The sequence below is a fragment of the Mesorhizobium sp. CO1-1-11 genome, assembly GCF_020164995.1.
Taxonomy (GTDB): domain Bacteria; phylum Pseudomonadota; class Alphaproteobacteria; order Rhizobiales; family Rhizobiaceae; genus Mesorhizobium; species Mesorhizobium australicum.
The window spans coordinates 36,705-53,880 of sequence record NZ_JAIUHE010000031.1; the positions used below are offsets into that span (position 1 = coordinate 36,705).

The 17,176-nt window shown below is 64.2% G+C and carries 14 protein-coding genes; 5 read left to right on the forward strand and 9 right to left on the reverse strand.

Annotated features, from left to right (window positions below):
- Positions 1 to 140: 140 nt before the first annotated feature.
- Positions 141 to 596, forward strand: coding sequence for a L,D-transpeptidase (locus LB554_RS27400; RefSeq protein WP_224587925.1), 456 nt, complete (start codon positions 141 to 143; stop codon positions 594 to 596).
- Between the two features lie 103 nt (positions 597 to 699).
- Here LB554_RS27400 and LB554_RS27405 read toward each other — a convergent pair whose 3' ends face one another.
- Together LB554_RS27405 and LB554_RS27410 are read right to left on the reverse strand one after the other, a co-directional pair.
- The gene (locus LB554_RS27405; RefSeq protein WP_015315432.1) at positions 700 to 3,783 is read right to left on the reverse strand and encodes an efflux RND transporter permease subunit; all 3,084 of its coding nucleotides are present in this window, start codon (positions 3,781 to 3,783) and stop codon (positions 700 to 702) included.
- Positions 3,780 to 5,174, reverse strand: coding sequence for an efflux RND transporter periplasmic adaptor subunit (locus LB554_RS27410; RefSeq protein ID WP_224587926.1), 1,395 nt, complete (start codon positions 5,172 to 5,174; stop codon positions 3,780 to 3,782). The genes LB554_RS27405 and LB554_RS27410 overlap by 4 nt, the downstream gene beginning before the upstream one ends.
- Before the next feature lie 146 nt (positions 5,175 to 5,320).
- On the opposite strand from LB554_RS27410, the gene LB554_RS27415 reads away from it, so the two are divergent.
- Entirely contained in the window at positions 5,321 to 5,854 is a 534-nt protein-coding gene (locus tag LB554_RS27415; protein WP_015315434.1) for a TetR/AcrR family transcriptional regulator, read from the forward strand.
- A gap of 54 nt (positions 5,855 to 5,908) precedes the next feature.
- On the opposite strand, the gene LB554_RS27420 is transcribed toward LB554_RS27415, so the two are convergent.
- The 6 genes from LB554_RS27420 to LB554_RS27445 form a co-directional block, all read right to left on the reverse strand.
- Entirely contained in the window at positions 5,909 to 6,985 is a 1,077-nt protein-coding gene (locus LB554_RS27420; RefSeq protein ID WP_224587930.1) for an ABC transporter ATP-binding protein, read from the reverse strand.
- A complete protein-coding gene (locus LB554_RS27425; protein WP_224587932.1) occupies positions 6,972 to 7,910 on the reverse strand; it encodes a PfkB family carbohydrate kinase in 939 nt (312 codons plus the stop codon). The genes LB554_RS27420 and LB554_RS27425 overlap by 14 nt, the downstream gene beginning before the upstream one ends.
- A complete protein-coding gene (locus tag LB554_RS27430; RefSeq protein WP_224587936.1) occupies positions 7,910 to 8,932 on the reverse strand; it encodes an SIS domain-containing protein in 1,023 nt (340 codons plus the stop codon). Before LB554_RS27430 ends, LB554_RS27425 begins: the two co-directional genes overlap by 1 nt.
- Positions 8,929 to 9,774 carry a carbohydrate ABC transporter permease gene (locus LB554_RS27435; RefSeq protein ID WP_224587938.1) on the reverse strand — a complete coding sequence of 282 codons (846 nt, stop codon included), beginning with the start codon at positions 9,772 to 9,774 and terminating at the stop codon, positions 8,929 to 8,931. The genes LB554_RS27430 and LB554_RS27435 overlap by 4 nt, the downstream gene beginning before the upstream one ends.
- A complete protein-coding gene (locus LB554_RS27440) occupies positions 9,774 to 10,658 on the reverse strand; it encodes a carbohydrate ABC transporter permease (protein ID WP_140662934.1) in 885 nt (294 codons plus the stop codon). The genes LB554_RS27435 and LB554_RS27440 overlap by 1 nt, the downstream gene beginning before the upstream one ends.
- 187 nt (positions 10,659 to 10,845) lie before the next feature.
- Entirely contained in the window at positions 10,846 to 12,084 is a 1,239-nt protein-coding gene (locus LB554_RS27445; RefSeq protein ID WP_224587940.1) for an extracellular solute-binding protein, read from the reverse strand.
- A 216-nt stretch (positions 12,085 to 12,300) separates the two neighbouring features.
- On the opposite strand from LB554_RS27445, the gene LB554_RS27450 reads away from it, so the two are divergent.
- From LB554_RS27450 to LB554_RS27460, 3 genes are all read left to right on the forward strand, one after another.
- The gene (locus LB554_RS27450) at positions 12,301 to 13,515 is read left to right on the forward strand and encodes an ROK family transcriptional regulator (RefSeq protein ID WP_224526505.1); all 1,215 of its coding nucleotides are present in this window, start codon (positions 12,301 to 12,303) and stop codon (positions 13,513 to 13,515) included.
- Between the two features lie 105 nt (positions 13,516 to 13,620).
- Entirely contained in the window at positions 13,621 to 15,231 is a 1,611-nt protein-coding gene (locus tag LB554_RS27455; protein ID WP_015315442.1) for an inorganic phosphate transporter, read from the forward strand.
- A gap of 89 nt (positions 15,232 to 15,320) precedes the next feature.
- Positions 15,321 to 16,343: a transporter gene (locus LB554_RS27460; RefSeq protein ID WP_224587941.1), complete on the forward strand. Its 1,023-nt coding sequence runs from the start codon at positions 15,321 to 15,323 to the stop codon at positions 16,341 to 16,343.
- Positions 16,344 to 16,402: 59 nt separating this feature from the next.
- On the opposite strand, the gene LB554_RS27465 is transcribed toward LB554_RS27460, so the two are convergent.
- Positions 16,403 to 17,176 (reverse strand): DUF3734 domain-containing protein (locus LB554_RS27465; protein ID WP_224587944.1); only part of this gene is annotated, 774 nt, incomplete at its 5' end.

Genomic DNA, 17,176 nt, shown 5'->3' on the forward strand with positions numbered 1-17,176 from the left:
CAGGGTGATTACCCTGTTAACCAATGGAAACACATTCGAAACACAAACGAGCATTTCGCGAAATCTTTCCGAAACATGCCGCCGGGATAAGCCGCCTCATCGAATTGGAGCCGGCCGGACCGGCAGAGAGAGGGGACATCATGCACACCACCATTTCCGCAAAGTTCATCAACATCACCGCCGCCGCGCTCATGGGCAGTGCACTTCTGTTCGGCGCCAACGCCGCCCATGCCGCCAACAGCATCGTTGCCCGCGTTTCGCTGTCGCAGCAGGTCATGGAAGTCTCGGTCGACGGCCGGCCGACTTTCGCCTGGAAGGTTTCCACTGGCGACAGGGCGCACGTGACGCCGACCGGCTCGTTCAAGCCGACGCGCATGCATGAGATGTGGTATTCGAAGAAATACGACAACGCGCCGATGCCACATTCGGTGTTTTTCAGCGGCGGCTACGCGGTCCACGCCACCTATGCCATCAAGCGCCTCGGCCAGCCCGCCTCGCATGGCTGCGTACGGCTGCACCCGGACAACGCCGCCGATTTCTACCAGCTCGTCGAGACGTTCGGAGCGGCCAACACCAGCATCGTCATCGTCAAGTAGCAGGCAGGTTGCCGCATTCGGCCATGTGCCGGAGTTGCTGGAGCGATCGCCAAAAAAAGGCCGGAGAAATCCCGGCCTCTTTTTGTGTCTTGCGCCCCGTGCCTCAGCTCGGCAGCGCCGGCATCAGCTTGGGATCCGGCTTTTCCGCCAGATGCGGCAGGTCCTTGCTGGCGATGAAGGTATAGAACATCGGTACGACGAAGAGTGTGAACATGGTGCCGACCAGGATGCCGGTGAAGATGACCAGGCCCATCGAATAGCGGGCCGCGGCACCGGCGCCGCTGGAAACGATCAGCGGCACCACGCCCAGCGCCATCGCCGCCGTCGTCATCAGGATCGGCCGCAGGCGCACCTTGGCCGAGGCGATGATGGCGTCACGCCGCCGCATGCCATGCAGTTCTCGCTGCTGGTTGGCGAATTCGACCAGCAGGATGCCGTGCTTGGTGATCAGGCCGATCAGCGTGATCAGTCCGACCTGGGTATAGATGTTGAGTGTGCCGAGGCCCAGATTGAGCGGCACGATCGCGCCGAAGATCGACAGTGGCACCGCCATCATGATGATCAGCGGATCGCGGAAGCTTTCGAACTGCGCCGCCAGCACCAGGTAGATGACGATGACGGCCGCGCCGAAAGCGATCAGGATCGTGTTGCCCTGTTCCTTCTCCTGCCGGGACTGACCGGAATAATCGATGAAGAAAGTGTCGGGCAGGCTCTCCCTGGCGATGTCCTCGAGCACTTTCAAACCGTCGCCCGTGGTGACGCCGGGCAGCGGCAGCGCCGAGATCGTCGACGAATTCAGCTGGTTGAACTGCTCGATCGCCGCCGGCGACGCATTGTTCGAAATCGTCACCACGGCCGACAACGGCACCATCTCTCCCGTCACGCTGCGCACGAAGTATTCGCCGAGCTTTTCAGGGTTGTCGCGGAATTCCTGCGGCACCTGCGGGATGATGTCATAGGAGTTGGAGTCGCGGTCGAATTGCGCCACTTCGGCACCGCCGACCAGCAGCGTCAGCGTCCGGCCGATATCGGCGATCGGCAGGTTGAGCGCGGCGGCGCGGTCGCGATCGATGGTCACCGTCACCTGCGGTGCGTCATAGGCCATCGAATTCTGCACGACGATGAAGCGGCCCGAGGCCTGCGCCTTGTTCTTGATCTTCTCGGCTTCCTCGTAGACCTGAGCGGAATCGCCGGTCGAGCGCACCACCATGGAAATCGGCAAGCCGCCGCCAGAGCCCGGCAGAGTCGGCGGCGCGAAGACGAAGGCCTGGACACCCGCCACCTTGGCGATACGAGCCGTAATGTCGGCCTGCAGCTCCTTCGAATTGCGCTTCCGCTCCGCCCAATCCTTGAAGGCAAAACCGACGAAGGCGCTGTTGGTCGTGCCGCCGAAGGCGACGGCCGAGAACTGCGCCCGGGTCTCGGGAATGTCCTTCACCAGGCCCAGGATCTGATTGACGTAAGTCTCGGTGTAATCGGAGGTCGCATAGCGCGGCCCCGTCACCAGCGAGAGCAGGAAGCCCTGATCCTCTTCCGGCGCCAGTTCCGTCGAGGTCTTGGTGAACATGAACCCAGTCACACCGACAAGCGCCAGCACGATGAGCAGCGTCAGCGGGCGATAGTTAAGAGATCCAGTGACGGCGCGCTCGTAGACATGCTCGACGCGCGCGAAAGTGCCGTCGACGATGCGCTGGAAACGGCCGGCATTGCCGGGCTTCAGGAGGCGCGCCGACATCATCGGCGTTATGGTGATGGCAATGATGCCAGACAGCACCACCGATCCGGCGAGCGTCACCGCGAATTCGCGGAACAGGGCGCCGGTCAGGCCGCCAGTGAAGGCCAGCGGCGCGAACACGGCGGCCAGCGTCATGGTCATGGCGACGATGGCCGACGCGATCTCGCGCATGCCGCTGAAGGCCGCCTGCATGGGCGGCATGTGATCCTCTTCCATGTGGCGGTGGATATTTTCCACCACCACGATGGCGTCGTCGACGACAAGGCCGATCGCCAGCACCATTGCCAGCAGCGACAGAAGGTTGATCGAATAGCCTACCGCGAACAAAAGGAAGCAGACGCCGATCAGCGACAGCGGGATGGTGATGATCGGCATCAGCACCGAGCGGAACGAACCGAGGAAGAGGAGGATGACGACAACGACGATGGCGACCGCCTCGCCGATGGTCTTGAACACTTCGTCGATCGAGGCGCTGATCTGTCCGGTCGCGTCGTAGACGACTTCGATCGTCATGCCCTTCGGCAGCGTCTCCTGAATCTGCGGGACGAGCTTGGTGAGTGCCGCCGCCGTGGTCAGCGGATTGGCTGCCGGGGTCGGGAAGATGGCGAGGAAGGTGCCGGGCTTACCGTTGAAGGAAACCCTGGTGTCGGTGTTCGCGGCCGCCAGTTCGACGCGGGCCACGTCGCGCAGGCGCACGACATTGCCGTCGGTCGAGCGCAATGGCAGCGCGGCGAAGGCTTCCGGTGTCTGCAGCGTCGAGCGCACGGTGATCGACGAGACGACATATTCGTTCTGGGTGTTGCCGGGCGCCGACAGGAAGTTGGAATTGTTGATCGCCGCCAGCACTTCGGCCGCCGTCACGCCGCGCGCGGCAAGCCTGACCGGGTCGATCCAGACGCGCATCGAGTATTCCTGGGCGCCGAAGATCTGCACGTCGGCAACACCTTCGACCGTCGACATGCGGGGCCTGATGACGCGCTCGATATACTCGGTCAGCTGCTCCTTGGTCATGTTCGGATTCTGCATCGAGATGTACATCATCGCGAACTGCTGACCCGTACCCTTGACGATGACCGGGTCCTTGGAGGCGTCCGGCAAAGTGCCACGCACGCCCTGGACCTTGGACAGCACTTCGGTCAACGCGACGTCTGGGTTGGAACCGAGCTTCATCTGCACCGTCACGGTGCTGGAGGAGGGACGGCTGGACGAGGTGACGTAGTCGATGTTCTCGGTCGAGGCGACGGCGCGCGCGATCGGGGCGGAAATGAAGCCCTGGATCAGGTCGGCGCTGGCGCCCGGATAGGCTGTCGTGATTGTGATCGCGGTCTCGTCGACCTTCGGATACTGCCGGATCGACAGGTTGAATATGCCCTGGAAACCGAGCAGCAGGATCATGCAGGCAAGAACCGTCGAAAGGACGGGCCGGCGGATGAAGAGATCGGAAAAGCTCATTGCTGGTCGGCCTGCTTGTTCGCCGATTTGGTCGGGTCGATCGTGTTGTCGACGTTGACGGTCATGCCGTTGAAGAGGCGGTTCTGGCCCGCGGTGACGACCTCGTCGCCGGCCTTCAGCCCTTCGACGATCTCGACCATGCCTTGATTGCGGCGGCCGGGCTTGACGAAGACCTGTGACAGCACAAGCGCCGGTTTGTCGCCTTCCGCCGCCGGCTTGGCCGGATCGGCCGCTGCTGGCTTGGCGGCATCGGCAGCGGCCTTGTCCGCTGGCTTGGCTGCGTCGGCGGCCGGCTTCATGGCATCGGCGGCGGGTTTCATTGCGTCGGCCTGCTTGGCGTCTGCCGCCTTGGCATCCGCGGGCTTGGCATCCGCAGGCTTGGCATCCGCAGGCTTGTCGGTGGCCGCCGCCGGCTTTTCGTCCGGCTTGGCTGGCTGCGCCGGGGCCGCCCCGGCGGGCTTCGCCGGCTGCACCACGAATATGTAGTCGCCATAGAGGCTGGTGGTCAGTGCCGTCTGCGGCAGTGACAGCACGTTCTGCTCCTCGGGCAGTTCGACACGCACCTGCACGAACTGACCTGGGGTCAATTTGCCTTCGGGATTGGCAACTTCCGCCCGGATGTTCACCAGCCGGCTGGAGGGGTCGATCTTGGGGTCGATGCCGCGAATGGCGCCGGCAAAGGGCATGTCGTCGCTGCCGCCAAGGCCCAGACGGACCGTCTGGCCAATCTTGAGCAGCGGCAGCTGCTGTTCGGGAACCGAGAAGTCGACCCGCATCGTGTCGAGGTCCTGCAGCGTCACCACCGCGGTGCCGGGTGCCAGATACTGGCCGAGGTCGATCCTCGGAATGCCGACCGTGCCGGCGAAAGGTGCGGTAAGCTGCTTCTGGTCGAGCACGGCCTGCAGCCTGGTCACCTGGGACGCCGAAGCGGAGGCCGCCGCGCGCGCCGTGTCCAGCGTCGAGTCGGAGCCAACACCACGCCTTGTCAGTTCGACGGCGCGGGTCAGCGTGGTCTGATCGAGTGCCGCCTGCGCCTTCTGCGCATCGAGATCAGCGCGCTCGACGGCGTCGTCGAGTTGCAGCAGCACTGCGTTGGCCGCCACCTTCTGGTTGGCATGGAAGGGGATTTCCTTGACCATGCCGGCGGTCTCGACCGTCAGGTCGACACCGCGCACGGCCCGCACCGTACCGATCGCCTCGACGCCCGGTGTCCAGTTCGACGGCTTGGCGATGGTTGTCGACACGGTCGCCGCCGGCGGCTTCATGGTGGCGAAATACTGCTTGATGCCGTTGTCGCGCAGGAAGTTGAAACCGACTATCCCGCCGACCACGATGACGAGCACGGCAAGGACCACAATAACGATAAAGACACGGAGTATGCGCTTGAACAAGGAAGTCCCCTCAGTCGAAAATCCGGCGCGAAGCGCGGACATCGGGACACATATCGACTGCGGGTCCCGATTTCAAATAGTGGCGGTCTTACTGTACCGTCTGGACGGTCTTGTCAATTGGGCCTAAGCTTGCGATGGGAGGCGCCATGAGAGCCCAACGACCGAACTCGCGCGAGAAGATTCTCGCCGCGGCGGCTGATGTTGCCCGGGAATCCGGGCCCGGCAGCCTGTCGCTCGATGCCGTTGCCAACCGCGCCGGCGTGTCGAAGGGCGGGCTGCTCTACAACTTCCCCACCAAGGCGAAATTGATGCAAGGCTTGGTCGAAGGCTATCTGCGCGATTTCGAGCAAGCGCTGGAATCCGCCAACAGCAACGACAAGGGCAAAAATCCCCTCGCCGTCTATATCAGGCTGTCAGCCGAGGATTGCGAGGAGAAGCAGCCGTCGGCATCCTGGATATTCTCGGCGATCGCCGAGGATCCCGATTTCATGATGCCGATCAAGACATTCAAGCGGCAGCTTTTCGAGCGGTTGAAGGGCGAGGCGCCGGACCTCAAATCGCTTCTGGTCTGCTATCTCGCCATCGAAGGACTGCGCAGCATGAACCTGTTCGATTCCGACGTGCTGTCAAAGGACGAACGGGACCTGCTGGTGTCGTCACTTCTCGATATCGCCAAATAGGCTTGCCTGCGCGCGAAGAGGACGACGCTGCCGCGATCGTTCAATCGACGGCGCTTACAGGGCCTTGCCCGTCGAAGGATCGAACAAGCGAAGCGCGGCCTCGTCGAAGGCGAGGTTGCGCTGTTCGCCCTTGGCGAATTGGGCCCGCGGCGGCAGGCTGGCCGTCAGCCGTTGCGTGCCGATCCGCGCCGTGGTGACCAGCTCGGGGCCGGTCAGTTCGACGACCTCGATCTCGACGGGCAGTGACAGCTCCGCGGCGGCTCCGGTCGCCGCACGCAGCGCTTCCGGCCTGATGCCGACGACCATTTGTGCACCCTCACGCGCCGCATTCGCATAGCGTGCCGGCACGGGGATCCATACATCGGATCCGGCAATGGCCAGCTTGCCGTTGGTGACGGTGGCCTGCAGCATGTTCATCGACGGCGCGCCGACAAAGCCGGCGACGTACAGTGTCGCCGGGTCGTTGTAGATCTCCTCGGGAGTGCCGAGCTGCTCGATCCGGCCGTCGCGCATGACGGCGATGCGGCTGGCCAGCGTCATCGCCTCGATCTGATCATGGGTGACGTAGACGACGGTCGTCCGCAGCATTTGGTGCAGGCGCTTCAATTCCGTGCGCATTTCCAGGCGCAGTTTGGCGTCGAGATTGGACAGCGGCTCGTCGAACAAGAAGACCTGCGGCTTGCGCACCAGGGCCCGGCCGATGGCGACGCGCTGGCGCTGGCCGCCGGAAAGCTGACTCGGCTTGCGGTCGAGCAGAGCCTCGATCTGCAGCAGCCTTGCCGCTTCGTTCACCGCCCTGTCGCGCTCGTCGGCCGCGACGCCGCGCATCTCCAGTCCGAAGCCGATGTTGCGGCGCACGGTCAGGTTCGGATAGAGCGCGTAGGACTGGAAGACCATGGCGATATCTCGGTTCTTGGGGTGGACGCCGAGGATCGAGCGGCCACCGATCAGGACCTCGCCGCTGGTCGCCTCGGCAAGGCCGGCGATGATGTTGAGAAGCGTCGATTTTCCGCAGCCCGACGAGCCGAGCAGCACCAGGAATTCACCGCTCTGCAGCGCGATGTCGATGCCTTTCAGCGTTTCGACGCTGCCGTAGCTCTTGCGGATGCCGCGGATTTCAAGCGCGCTCATGCATGGGACCCTCAAACTGCATCGGCCCGCCATAGTTGCGGGGCAAGGTGGAAATGGCGCGCGAGGCGACGTGCGTAGCGGCGCGGAGGCAAGCGGACAGCGGCCGTTCCTGTGCCAATGCGGCCAGGAAGGCGGCATTGAAGACGTCGCCGGCACCGATCGTGTCGACCACCCTGACGTCGGGCGCGGCGGCTTCGACGAGAGTGCCGTCCGGGCCGATGGCGATGGCGCCTCGTGGCCCGCGCTTGACGACGAAGGTCGCGCCTTGCCTCATGCTGGATCGGATTTCACGCGCCGCTTCCGCCGGACTTGGCAACCCCGCCAGGGTCACCGTCTCAACCTCGTTGAACAGCGCCAGCGCGCAGCGCGACAGCCATGTCCTCGTCGCGGCGCAATTGGCCGCGGTCCAGCCATCGATCGGCCAGCCTGTATCGAGTGCCACGGCAACGCCGTGGCTGTCGGCCCAGTCGAAAAAAGCATTGTAGTCGCGCGTGAGGTCTTCCGTCAGGAAGGAGCCGCAGAGCAGGGCGTAGCCACCGGAGAGTGCGGGGCCGTCGAGAACCGACAAGACATCGGCGAGGCCGAAGCGTGGCAAGTGCCCGCGTGTGGTGAAGAAGGTCCGTTCGCCATCGGGGTGGGTCATCCCGACCGACAATGTCGTGCCTTCGGGCCGGATAGCCCATTTCGCGGCGCGGACGCCAAAAGCCTCACCAAGCCAGCGGCCGAACTGGTCGTCACCGACATTGGCGGCAATCGCAAAGTCGACGCCCAGCGCTTGCCAGGCGAGCCCGGTGTTGCCGGCCTGGCCGCCGACGCGCAATTCGTCATGGTCGACGACGGTCTCGGTTCCCGCCTTCGGCCATGGCGCGACCGGGCCGACGATCAGGTCGACATTGACGTTGCCGATCACCGCCAGCGGGCGCATCACTCGCTCCTGGTGATCTTGGTGGTGCGCACCGGCGTGCCCGCATTGTCGACGCGACCGTCCGCGAAGGCGATCATCAGGCGCTGCGCCACCGGCAGCGTTGCGAGGATAGCGGCCATCCCCGAGGCTGGTTTGAACGAGAGGGTGACGGCCCCGGCGACCGGCGCTTGTCCGGACGCGTCGAAGATGACCAGCGGCGCGCCGGTTTCGACCACCGAAAGTGCCATCGCGGTCACCAGCTCCGAAGTCGGGTCGGCGCCGCGAAACAGGACAACACCGATCTGCGGGCCAAGCATCTCCATCGGCCCGTGCCGCAACTGGCCGCCTTCGAGCGAAAAGCAGGGCAGCCGCGACAGTTCGGTCAAGCCAAGCGCCAGGGCTTCGGCCACGCCCTGCAGGCGGCGGCCGGAGGTGACGATCGTATCCACCTTGCCAATCGCGGCGAGTGCTTGGGCGATATCGCAATCCTGCGGAGCATCGAGCATGGCAAGGGCAGGAGCCGGATCCTCGCCCAGAGCCGCGAGGATGGCCAGGTGCAGGGCCAGGGTCACGGTCAGGCTGCGGGTCGCGGCGAAGGCCAGCTCCGTGCCGCCGGCGCCGACAAGGCAAGGCGCGGTGCGGGCAAGAAAAGAACCGCCTTCGAGCGTCAGGCCGAAAACGTCCGAGCTGCCGCCGGCCTGCGCAAACCATCTGACGACTTCGGCGCTCTCGCCGGATTGCGAAGTCACAAGCACCGTCCGGTCCGCCAGCGGCAATGGCTGGCCGAGCTGCTCGGACAGCGGCAGCGCCAGCGCATCGATGCCGAGTGCACGATAGAGCGGCTCGACGGCACGGCCGACCGCGTGCGAGCCGCCCATGCCAAGCAGAAGCAGGCGGCCGCTCTTCCTGATCGAAGCGGCGACGTCTGCCGCCGTGGCAGCGTTGTTCTCGAACGAAGCACGCGCATCGGGGTGCTGGCGCGCCATTTCGCGGTCGATGGCGGTCAGTCCGGCCGGCCGTTCTTTATCTGCAGTCATGTTCATCCTTTCACACCGCCGCTGGTCAGGCCCGAGATCAGCGCCCGCTGCATGACGAGGCCGATCAGCACCGGCGGCAAGGCGGCCAGCACGCCGGCCGTGGCAATCAATCCGTAGTCGGAAACACGGCCGCCGGCCAAATCGGCGATGGCGACGGTGAGCGTCTTGGCGCGCTGGTCGGAGGTAAACAGCAGCGCGTAGAAGAATTCGTCCCAGGCCAGCAGCACGGCGAATAGCGCCGATGTCGCCATCACGGGCGCGGCCAGCGGCAATGTGATGATGCGCAATGTCTGGAAGAGGCCGGCGCCGTCGATCATCGCCGCCGCCTCGATCTCGCGCGGGATGGAATCGAAGCCGGATTTCATCAGCCAGGTGGTGAAGGGCGCCAGTATGGTGAGATACACCAGCGCCAGGCCGAAGACATTGTTGAGCAGGCCAAGATGCGACAGACCCATATAGAGCGGCACGGCGAGCGCCACCGGCGGCAGCATGTAGGTGGCGATGACCATCGACAGCGACCAGCCGATCGCGGGTGTGCGCGAAACCGCCCAGCCGGCGGGGATGGCCAAGGCGAGTGCCGCGAGCGTCGCCATGGCGGCGATCTCAAGACTGTTGCGCAGCGACGAGGTGAAGGCGGCGCCGGCGCTGTTTTCGGCCGTCGACAGCAATTGCTGGTAGCGGGAGAAGTCGGCTGCCTGCGGCCACCAGCGCAGCGGCTTGGCCGCAAGATCGGCGGCCGGCGAAATGCTCATGATGAACAGCCAGGCGATAGGCGCCAGGATAATCGCGGCAAGCAGCAGCGCGCAGCCATAAACGAAGACGGTGAAGGCGAGGCTCTTGCGCTCCATCAGGCGGCGCTCCCGGCGGTCTTTCGCACCAAGGCGGCGTAGGCGACGGCGAGCAGCGTGACGAGCAAGGTGACGATCAGCGCCAGCGACGCGCCCGAGCCGGCGCGCTGGAAGGAGAACGCTTCCTGGTAGACGAGGATCGAGAGTGTTCGCGTGGTGTTTGCCGGACCGCCGCGTGTCATCACCCAAATGATATCGAAGACCTTGAAGGCCTCGATGGTGCGCAGCACCAGCGCCACCATCAGCGGGCCGGCAAGATAGGGCAGGATGACGAAGCGAAAACGGTTGAACGGTCCCGCTCCATCGACGAGCGAGGCGGCGGTGATGTCACGCGGCACCGCTTGGAGGGCGGCGAGCGCGATCAGCGCCACCAGCGGAAAGTTCTTCCAGCAGTCCGCAACGATGAGGGCAGCCAGCGCCGTTCCCGGCTCACCGAGCCAGGACCGATAGGCGTCGATGAGGTGCAACTGCGTCAAGGCGGCATTCAGCGCGCCATATTCGGGATTGTAGATCAGCCGCCACAGCGTGGCGTTGACCACTGTCGGCAATGCCCAGGGCAGGATCATCAGGGCGCGCAGGAGCGCGCGCCCACGAAACTCCTGATTGAGCAGCAGGGCGGCGAGGACGCCGATCACCATTTCGGCGGCAACCGAAATAATCGCGAACAGGGTCGTGGTGATCAGTGTGCGCGAGAAGTTGGTGCTCGACAGCATGCTGGAGTAATTGTCGAAGCCGACAAAATCGCCAGCCGTGCCGACCAGCTTGGCATCGGTGAAGGAGAGCCCGACCGTATCGACCAGCGGCCAGCCGATGACGGCGACCATGACCACGAGCAACGGCAGCATCAAAAACCATGCGCGGGTCGTCATCCAGGTGCTCGACATCAGAGCAGCCTCTCTTCTCTCATCTGTGATCTGGACATAGCACAGGCGGCACTCGTGCATGACCCCGGAAATCGGAGGCCGATTTCCGGAAAGGATCATGCGCAAGATAGAAAGTGCTACAGCGTCTTTTGCGCGTCATAAGGGACGCAACGCTGTAGTGCCGCCCGTATCGAACGACTGGCTTGTCTCAGAGGCCGCTGTTCTGCGCGGCGGTCTTCAGGGCGTCTTCCGGCGAAGACGTACCGAGCAGCGATTCCTGGATTGCCTGCTGCAGCGCGGTCGACAGCTCCTGGTATTTCGGCGTGGTCGGACGCGGATACATGGCGGCCAGGCCGAGCTTGGCGGCGGCGATCAGTTCTTCCTGGCCCTTGGTGACCGCCGGGTCGTCATAGGACGAGGCCCAGATCGGCAGCGAGAGCTTGGCGTACTGGTTCTGCGTCGCCTGCGAGGTCATGAAGGTGATGTACTTCCAGGCTTCGTCGGGATGCTTCGAGACCGCGGTGACGCCGAGACCCATCGAACCGTTGACGGCCGACACCTCGCTGGTGCCGGCAACGCCCGGCGCCGGCACGACGCCGACCTTGCCGGCCACCTTCGAGTCCTTCGGGTCGTTGGCCATGTTGTACATGTAGGTCCAGTTCAGCGCGAAGGCGGCATCGCCGTTTTCGAAAACCTTGCGCACGTCCTCTTCGAGGAATTCCTTGGAATTGGGATTGGTGAGACCCGACTTGTAGCTGTCGACCATGTATTTCAGGGCCAGCAGGCCGCCGCCATTCTGGAAGTCCGGCTTGCCGTCCTTGAGGAAGTCGCCGCCATAGGCGCTGACCAGCGTGGTATAGTCGCAGATGGCCGCTTCCGCCTGCGACCAGCTCCACGCGATCGGCGTCTTCAGCAGGCCCTTGTCCTGGATGATCTTGGCCTGTGCGCCGAGTTCTTCCCAGGTCTTCGGCGGGGCCTTGATGCCGGCCTTTTCCAGGATATCCTTGTTGTAAAACAGGTATTTGGTGTCGAGAATCCACGGCATGCCATAGGACTTGCCGTCATACTGCACCGTGGTCCAGGCGCCGGGCAACACGCCCTTCTTCATGTCGTCGGTGATCTTGGAAGACACATCGACCAGAACCTTGTTGGTGGCGTATTCGGCCGGCCAGATGACGTCGAACAGGACGACGTCATAGCCTCCGCCCGAACCTTGGGCGAGCACGGTCTTGTCGTGCAGGCCCTCATAGGGGACGAATTCGAGATTGACCTTGACGTCCGGATTGGCCTTGGTGAAGGCGTCCGTCATCGCACGCACGTCGGCCTCGCTGTAGGCGGCCTGCGCCATGAAAAGCGCGTTGAGCGTCGTCTCGGCGAAAGCGTGGGGGACGAATAGTCCTCCGGCAAAAACCACGCCGACCAGTGTCTTGGTGATCGTCTTAAGCATTTTCTTCTCCCATTGCAGCGTTGACGGGCCGGCGCTGCCAGACGTTTGGCGTCGTCTTCCCGGATCCATGTCGCGTGACCTGATGGTGCCGGCTGACCAGTGGCGGCAGGCGGAAGCCTTGGCCATCTTGTTTTGCGGTGCTCGGTTACATTAAGTCAACTCGCTTGACTTAATTAGTCGATCAATATTCTAATGGTGTCAAGAGGGGAAACGCCGGTGGACGACATCAGCCCGATTCGTGCCAAGAGCGGCACCAACCAGGAAGGCACGAGCGCGCACAACCGCCGTGTCATGGTCGAGGCGCTGCGTCTCAACGGCGCGCTGTCGCGGGCCGATCTGGCGCGGGCGACGCAGCTTACCAAGCAGGCGGTTTCCAACATCATCGAGGACCTGGAACGCGACGGCCTGGTCGTTGCGCTCGATGCGGTGCGCAAGGGCAGGGGGCAACCGTCGACCCCCTACAGGCTGGTGCCTGAAGGCGCTTTCGCCATCGGCCTCCAGATCGACCGTCACCTGACGCGGGCGGTCGCGGTCGACCTGATGGGCCGCGTGCTGGCGCGGGCCGAGGCGAACCTGCCTTTCGATGAGCCGTCCAGGGGCGTCGAGGTGATCCTCGGCCTGATCGATGGCGTCCGGCGCGAACTGGCCGGTATCTCGTTGCAGTCGGAAAAACGCCTCGTCGGCCTGGGTGTCGCCATGCCCGGACCGTTTGGCCTGAAAAATTCGGATGACAAATGGATGATGCCGGCCTGGCAGAAGTTTCCGCTGCTGGACATGCTGGCCAAGGGCACGGGACTGAATGTCGGCCTGCAGAACGATGCCGCCGCCTGCGCGACGGCCGAGCGCATCGTCGGCGCCGCGCACGGCGTCGACCACGCAGTGTGTCTTTATGTCGGCTATGGCATTGGCGCCGGACTGATCCTCAACGGCGAACTGTACAGCGGCGGCCATGGCAATGCCGGCGAAATCGGCATGGCCTTGCTGTCGCCGGCCGGTCCCGGCTCGACACCGCTCGAACATCGCGCGTCGCTCGCCTCGCTCTACCAGCATCTTGGCCTCGATCCCGCCGACGAGGACCTCTACGGAAAGATCGGCGCGCTGGCCGCGGCGGGTGATGTGAAGATCATGCGCTGGATCGAGGGCGCGGCCCATGACCTGCGCTGGAGCGTGCATCTCATCGAAACCATCTTCGACCCGCAGACAGTCATCCTGACCAGCGGCGCGCCGGAAGCGCTGGCGCGCCGGCTCGTCGAGGCCATGCATCCGCTGCTTTCGTCGATCGCCGACCGGCCAGGCCGGACCTTGCCGCGCCTGCAGCTCGGCACCACCGATCCCTGGTCGATTGCGTTGGGAGCCGCAGCGGCGCCGATCAGCCGCGCCTTCGATCCGCTGTTCTCGGCGATCCTGAAGACACGCTCCGGTCCCGCCTGAAGGCGACCGCGCGTAAGGCCAAGCCTCTCCCGGCGTCACACAGGGTTCATCGTCCGGACATAGCGTCTTTTCCAGTTCTTTGCTGCAATGCAATAGGAGTGGGACATGGTGGACATAGTTTCTAGTGAGGCGGGCATTCCAAGGCCGGATCATCCGCTGGATAGTTCGGGTGGCGCGAAGTGGTTCCTGCCGGTCTTCGGTGTGCTGGTGCTGGTCGGCGTGGTCTATGTCGGCTACGCGCTTAGCCAGGACCTGGCGGTGGCCAAGACGGTGCCGTGGATCCTGCTCGGCATCGCCTTGCTGATCGCGCTCGGCTTCGAATTCGTCAACGGGTTCCATGACACCGCCAATGCGGTGGCGACCGTCATCTACACACGCTCGCTGCCGGCGGAGTTCGCCGTCATGTGGTCGGGCGCCTTCAATTTCCTCGGGGTTCTCACTTCCAGCGGCGCGGTCGCCTTCGGCATCCTGTCGCTGCTGCCGGTCGAGCTGATCCTGCAGGTCGGTTCTTCCTCCGGCTTTGCCATGGTGTTCGCACTGCTCGTAGCCGCCATCCTGTGGAACCTCGGCACCTGGTTCCTCGGCCTGCCGGCGTCGAGCTCGCACACGATGGTCGGTTCGATCATAGGCGTCGGCCTCGCCAACCAGTTCATGGCACCTGCCGGCAGCGCCACCAGCGGCGTCGACTGGTCGCAGGCGACCAATGTCGGCGTAACCCTGCTGGTGTCTCCGATCATCGGCTTCTTCGCCGCGGCGATCCTGCTCTACGCGATGAAGCTTCTCGTCCGCAATCCGGCGCTCTACGAGGCGCCGAAAGGCAATGCCCCGCCGCCCTGGTGGATCCGCGCGCTGCTGATCTTCACCTGCACCGGCGTCAGCTTCGCGCATGGCTCCAATGACGGCCAGAAGGGTATGGGCCTGATCATGCTGATCCTGATCGGCGTGGTGCCGACGGCCTACGCGCTCAACCGCACGCCCGACATCAACTATCTCGAAGCCTACAAGTCGGCCTCGGTCAGCGTGGAGACCGCGCTGGGCAAATATGTGAAGCCCGGTGTCACCGTCGCCGATGCGAAGGATGCCAAGGCTGCCGTGCAGGATGCCGTGCGCACCCGGAGCTGGAGCGACAAGACGACCGTCGCTCTGCAGAGCTACATCCACAACACGACGGCCGAGCTGCAGCCTTACGCTTCGGTCGACACCGTGCCGACCGATCTGGTCAGCAACGCCCGCAACGACATTTATCTGATCGGCGAGGCGCTGAAACTGATCGACAAGAAGCAGTTGCTGCCGATGGAGGCCGCCGATCTCAAGGCGGTGACCGACTATCACAAGGCCGTCGACAACGCGACGAAGTTCATCCCGATCTGGGTGAAGGTCGCGGTGGCCCTGGCGCTTGGCCTGGGCACCATGGTCGGCTGGAAACGCATCGTCGTCACGGTCGGCGAGAAGATCGGCAAGAGCCACCTGACCTATGGCCAGGGCGCTGCCGCCGAACTCGTGGCGATGGTCACCATCGGCATGGCCGACCGTCTGGGTCTGCCGGTGTCGACGACCCATGTGCTGTCGTCCGGCGTCGCCGGAACCATGGCGGCCAATGGCTCGGGCCTGCAATGGTCGACGGTGCGCAACCTGCTGCTCGCCTGGGTGCTGACCCTGCCGTGCTCGATCACGCTGGCCTTCGTGCTGTTCATCATCTTCCGCCAGGTGTTCTGAGCGAGCGAAGCGACAACAGTACCGACGGCGCCACATTGGCGCCGTCTCGTTTTCCGGCGACAGTTTCGCGACGATTTCGGGCGGCAGTCATGAACGACGCATCGCATCTGGCCCTGCTTGCCGTCGACGACCAGCATCCGGCGCCTGGCCTGGTCTGGGCTTATCACCGCTTGCCAGGCAAAACCCCGGTGGCGCTTGCTCCCCGCGATATCGGCGCGGCACTGGCGATGCCTGGCTGGGTCTGGCTGCATGTCGATCTCGTCGATCAGCGCGCCCATTCCTGGGTCAGCCACGCCTGCGCCTTGCCGGCCTCTGCCCATGCAATCCTCGAAGGCCATGAGGACAGCCCTGCGCTGGCGCATGAGGATGGTGTCGTCCATGGCATTTCCGCCGACCTGCACAGCGAAATCGCGCGTCAGTCGACGACCATAGGCAGGTTGCGCTTCGCGGTCTCGGAGCGGCTGCTGGTGACCGGCCGCCGCCATTCGCTGGCAGCGGTCGAGGAGGTGCACAAGGCACTGGCCGCGGGGCTGCGGCCCGCCACCGCCTTCGAACTTTTCGAGGCGATCGTGCTGGCGTTCTGCAGCAGCACCAGCCTGCGGCTCGCAGCCGCCACCAAGCGGCTCGACGAAGTGGAAGATCACCTAGTGACCGAGCGGCTTGCCGACGAAAGGCGGCGGCTGAAAGATGTTCGCCGTCTGGCGGTCTCCCTGCACCGCCCGATCTCGGCGCTGGCGGCACTTTTCCAGGACGAGGACCGCTCGGACTGGAAGCTGTCGGCGGGGGCGCACGAGATCCTGCGCCGGCTTACCATGCGGCTGGAAAGGCTCGACCGCGAAGTCGTCATGGTCAACGACCGTGCACGGCTGTTGCAGGAGGAGGTCGCCGCCGAGCTCGCGGACGAATCCAACCGCAGCCTTAAGGCGCTGGCTGTGATGAGCGCGCTGCTTCTGCCGGGCTCGCTGATCGTCGGCATGTTCGGCATGAACACCGCCGGGCTGCCGCTTACGCAAACGCCGGGCGGATTCGAACTGGCGCTGTTGATCGCGGCGGGCGCGACCGGCCTGTTCTACTGGCTCCTGCTGAGAGCCGGCGCCAATCTTAGGTTCTGAGCCAAAATAGACAGAGCGGCTCTGCGTTCCGAGGAAGCGGAAAACCGCTCTTGGGTCGCTCAGGTCGGATCTTCGCGATGCAGGTCGTGGATGGTGACGCCGTCGGCATTGGTCGGCAGCATCAGCCACTTCTTGTGACGCAGCGTGCGCTCCGTGTCCTCGAGGCCCATTTCCCAATGCTCGCGCATCGAGGTGCCCGAAAACTCATAGTCCTTGGCGTGGCCCTCATAGCCTTTATGCTGGTAGATCAGGTGGACGATGTTGACGACGCCGGCGTTGGAATAGTCGGCGATCAACTCCTGCTCGCCTTCCCTTAGCTGCTCCGACGGCACGCGCTTCAGCGCATCGAGCAGCTTCATCTTCAGCGCATGGATGCGCTCGAAATTGTCGGTGTTCTGCCGCGTGCGGCTCGAATACATGATGTCCTTGTGGCGCGACAGCACGTCGGCCATGCCGCGCGGCAGCACGCCGCGGGCGCTGAACAGATCGACCTGGAAGACCAGCGAGGAACGGTCCTCTTCCTGGTCGAGCAGGTATTGCAGCGGCGTGTTGGAGACGATGCCACCATCCCAATAGTACTCGCCCTCGATGCGGATCGAAGGAAAGGCCGGCGGCAGCGCACCGCTGGCCATGATATGCTCCGGCTCGATACGCACCTTTTCGGTGTCGAAATAGACGAAGTTACCGGTCCTGACATTGACCGCGCCGACGCTCAGCCGCTTCTTGCCGTCATTCAGCACGTCGAAGTCGATCAGGCTCTCCAGCGTGTCCTTCAATTCGGCGGTGTCGTAGAAGCTGGTGGCGCCATAGGCGCCCCCCACCAGGGACCACGG

Bases quoted from the DNA above. Each gene is read 5' to 3' on its own strand.
- LB554_RS27400 (WP_224587925.1), top strand. From the start codon at position 141: ATGCACACCACCATTTCCGCAAAGTTCATCAACATCACCGCCGCCGCG.
- LB554_RS27405 (WP_015315432.1), bottom strand. From the start codon at position 3,783: ATGAGCTTTTCCGATCTCTTCATCCGCCGGCCCGTCCTTTCGACGGTT.
- LB554_RS27415 (WP_015315434.1), top strand. From the start codon at position 5,321: ATGAGAGCCCAACGACCGAACTCGCGCGAGAAGATTCTCGCCGCGGCG.
- LB554_RS27420 (WP_224587930.1), bottom strand. From the start codon at position 6,985: ATGAGCGCGCTTGAAATCCGCGGCATCCGCAAGAGCTACGGCAGCGTC.
- LB554_RS27425 (WP_224587932.1), bottom strand. From the start codon at position 7,910: ATGCGCCCGCTGGCGGTGATCGGCAACGTCAATGTCGACCTGATCGTC.
- LB554_RS27430 (WP_224587936.1), bottom strand. From the start codon at position 8,932: ATGAACATGACTGCAGATAAAGAACGGCCGGCCGGACTGACCGCCATC.
- LB554_RS27435 (WP_224587938.1), bottom strand. From the start codon at position 9,774: ATGGAGCGCAAGAGCCTCGCCTTCACCGTCTTCGTTTATGGCTGCGCG.
- LB554_RS27440 (WP_140662934.1), bottom strand. From the start codon at position 10,658: ATGTCGAGCACCTGGATGACGACCCGCGCATGGTTTTTGATGCTGCCG.
- LB554_RS27445 (WP_224587940.1), bottom strand. From the start codon at position 12,084: ATGCTTAAGACGATCACCAAGACACTGGTCGGCGTGGTTTTTGCCGGA.
- LB554_RS27455 (WP_015315442.1), top strand. From the start codon at position 13,621: ATGGTGGACATAGTTTCTAGTGAGGCGGGCATTCCAAGGCCGGATCAT.
- LB554_RS27460 (WP_224587941.1), top strand. From the start codon at position 15,321: ATGAACGACGCATCGCATCTGGCCCTGCTTGCCGTCGACGACCAGCAT.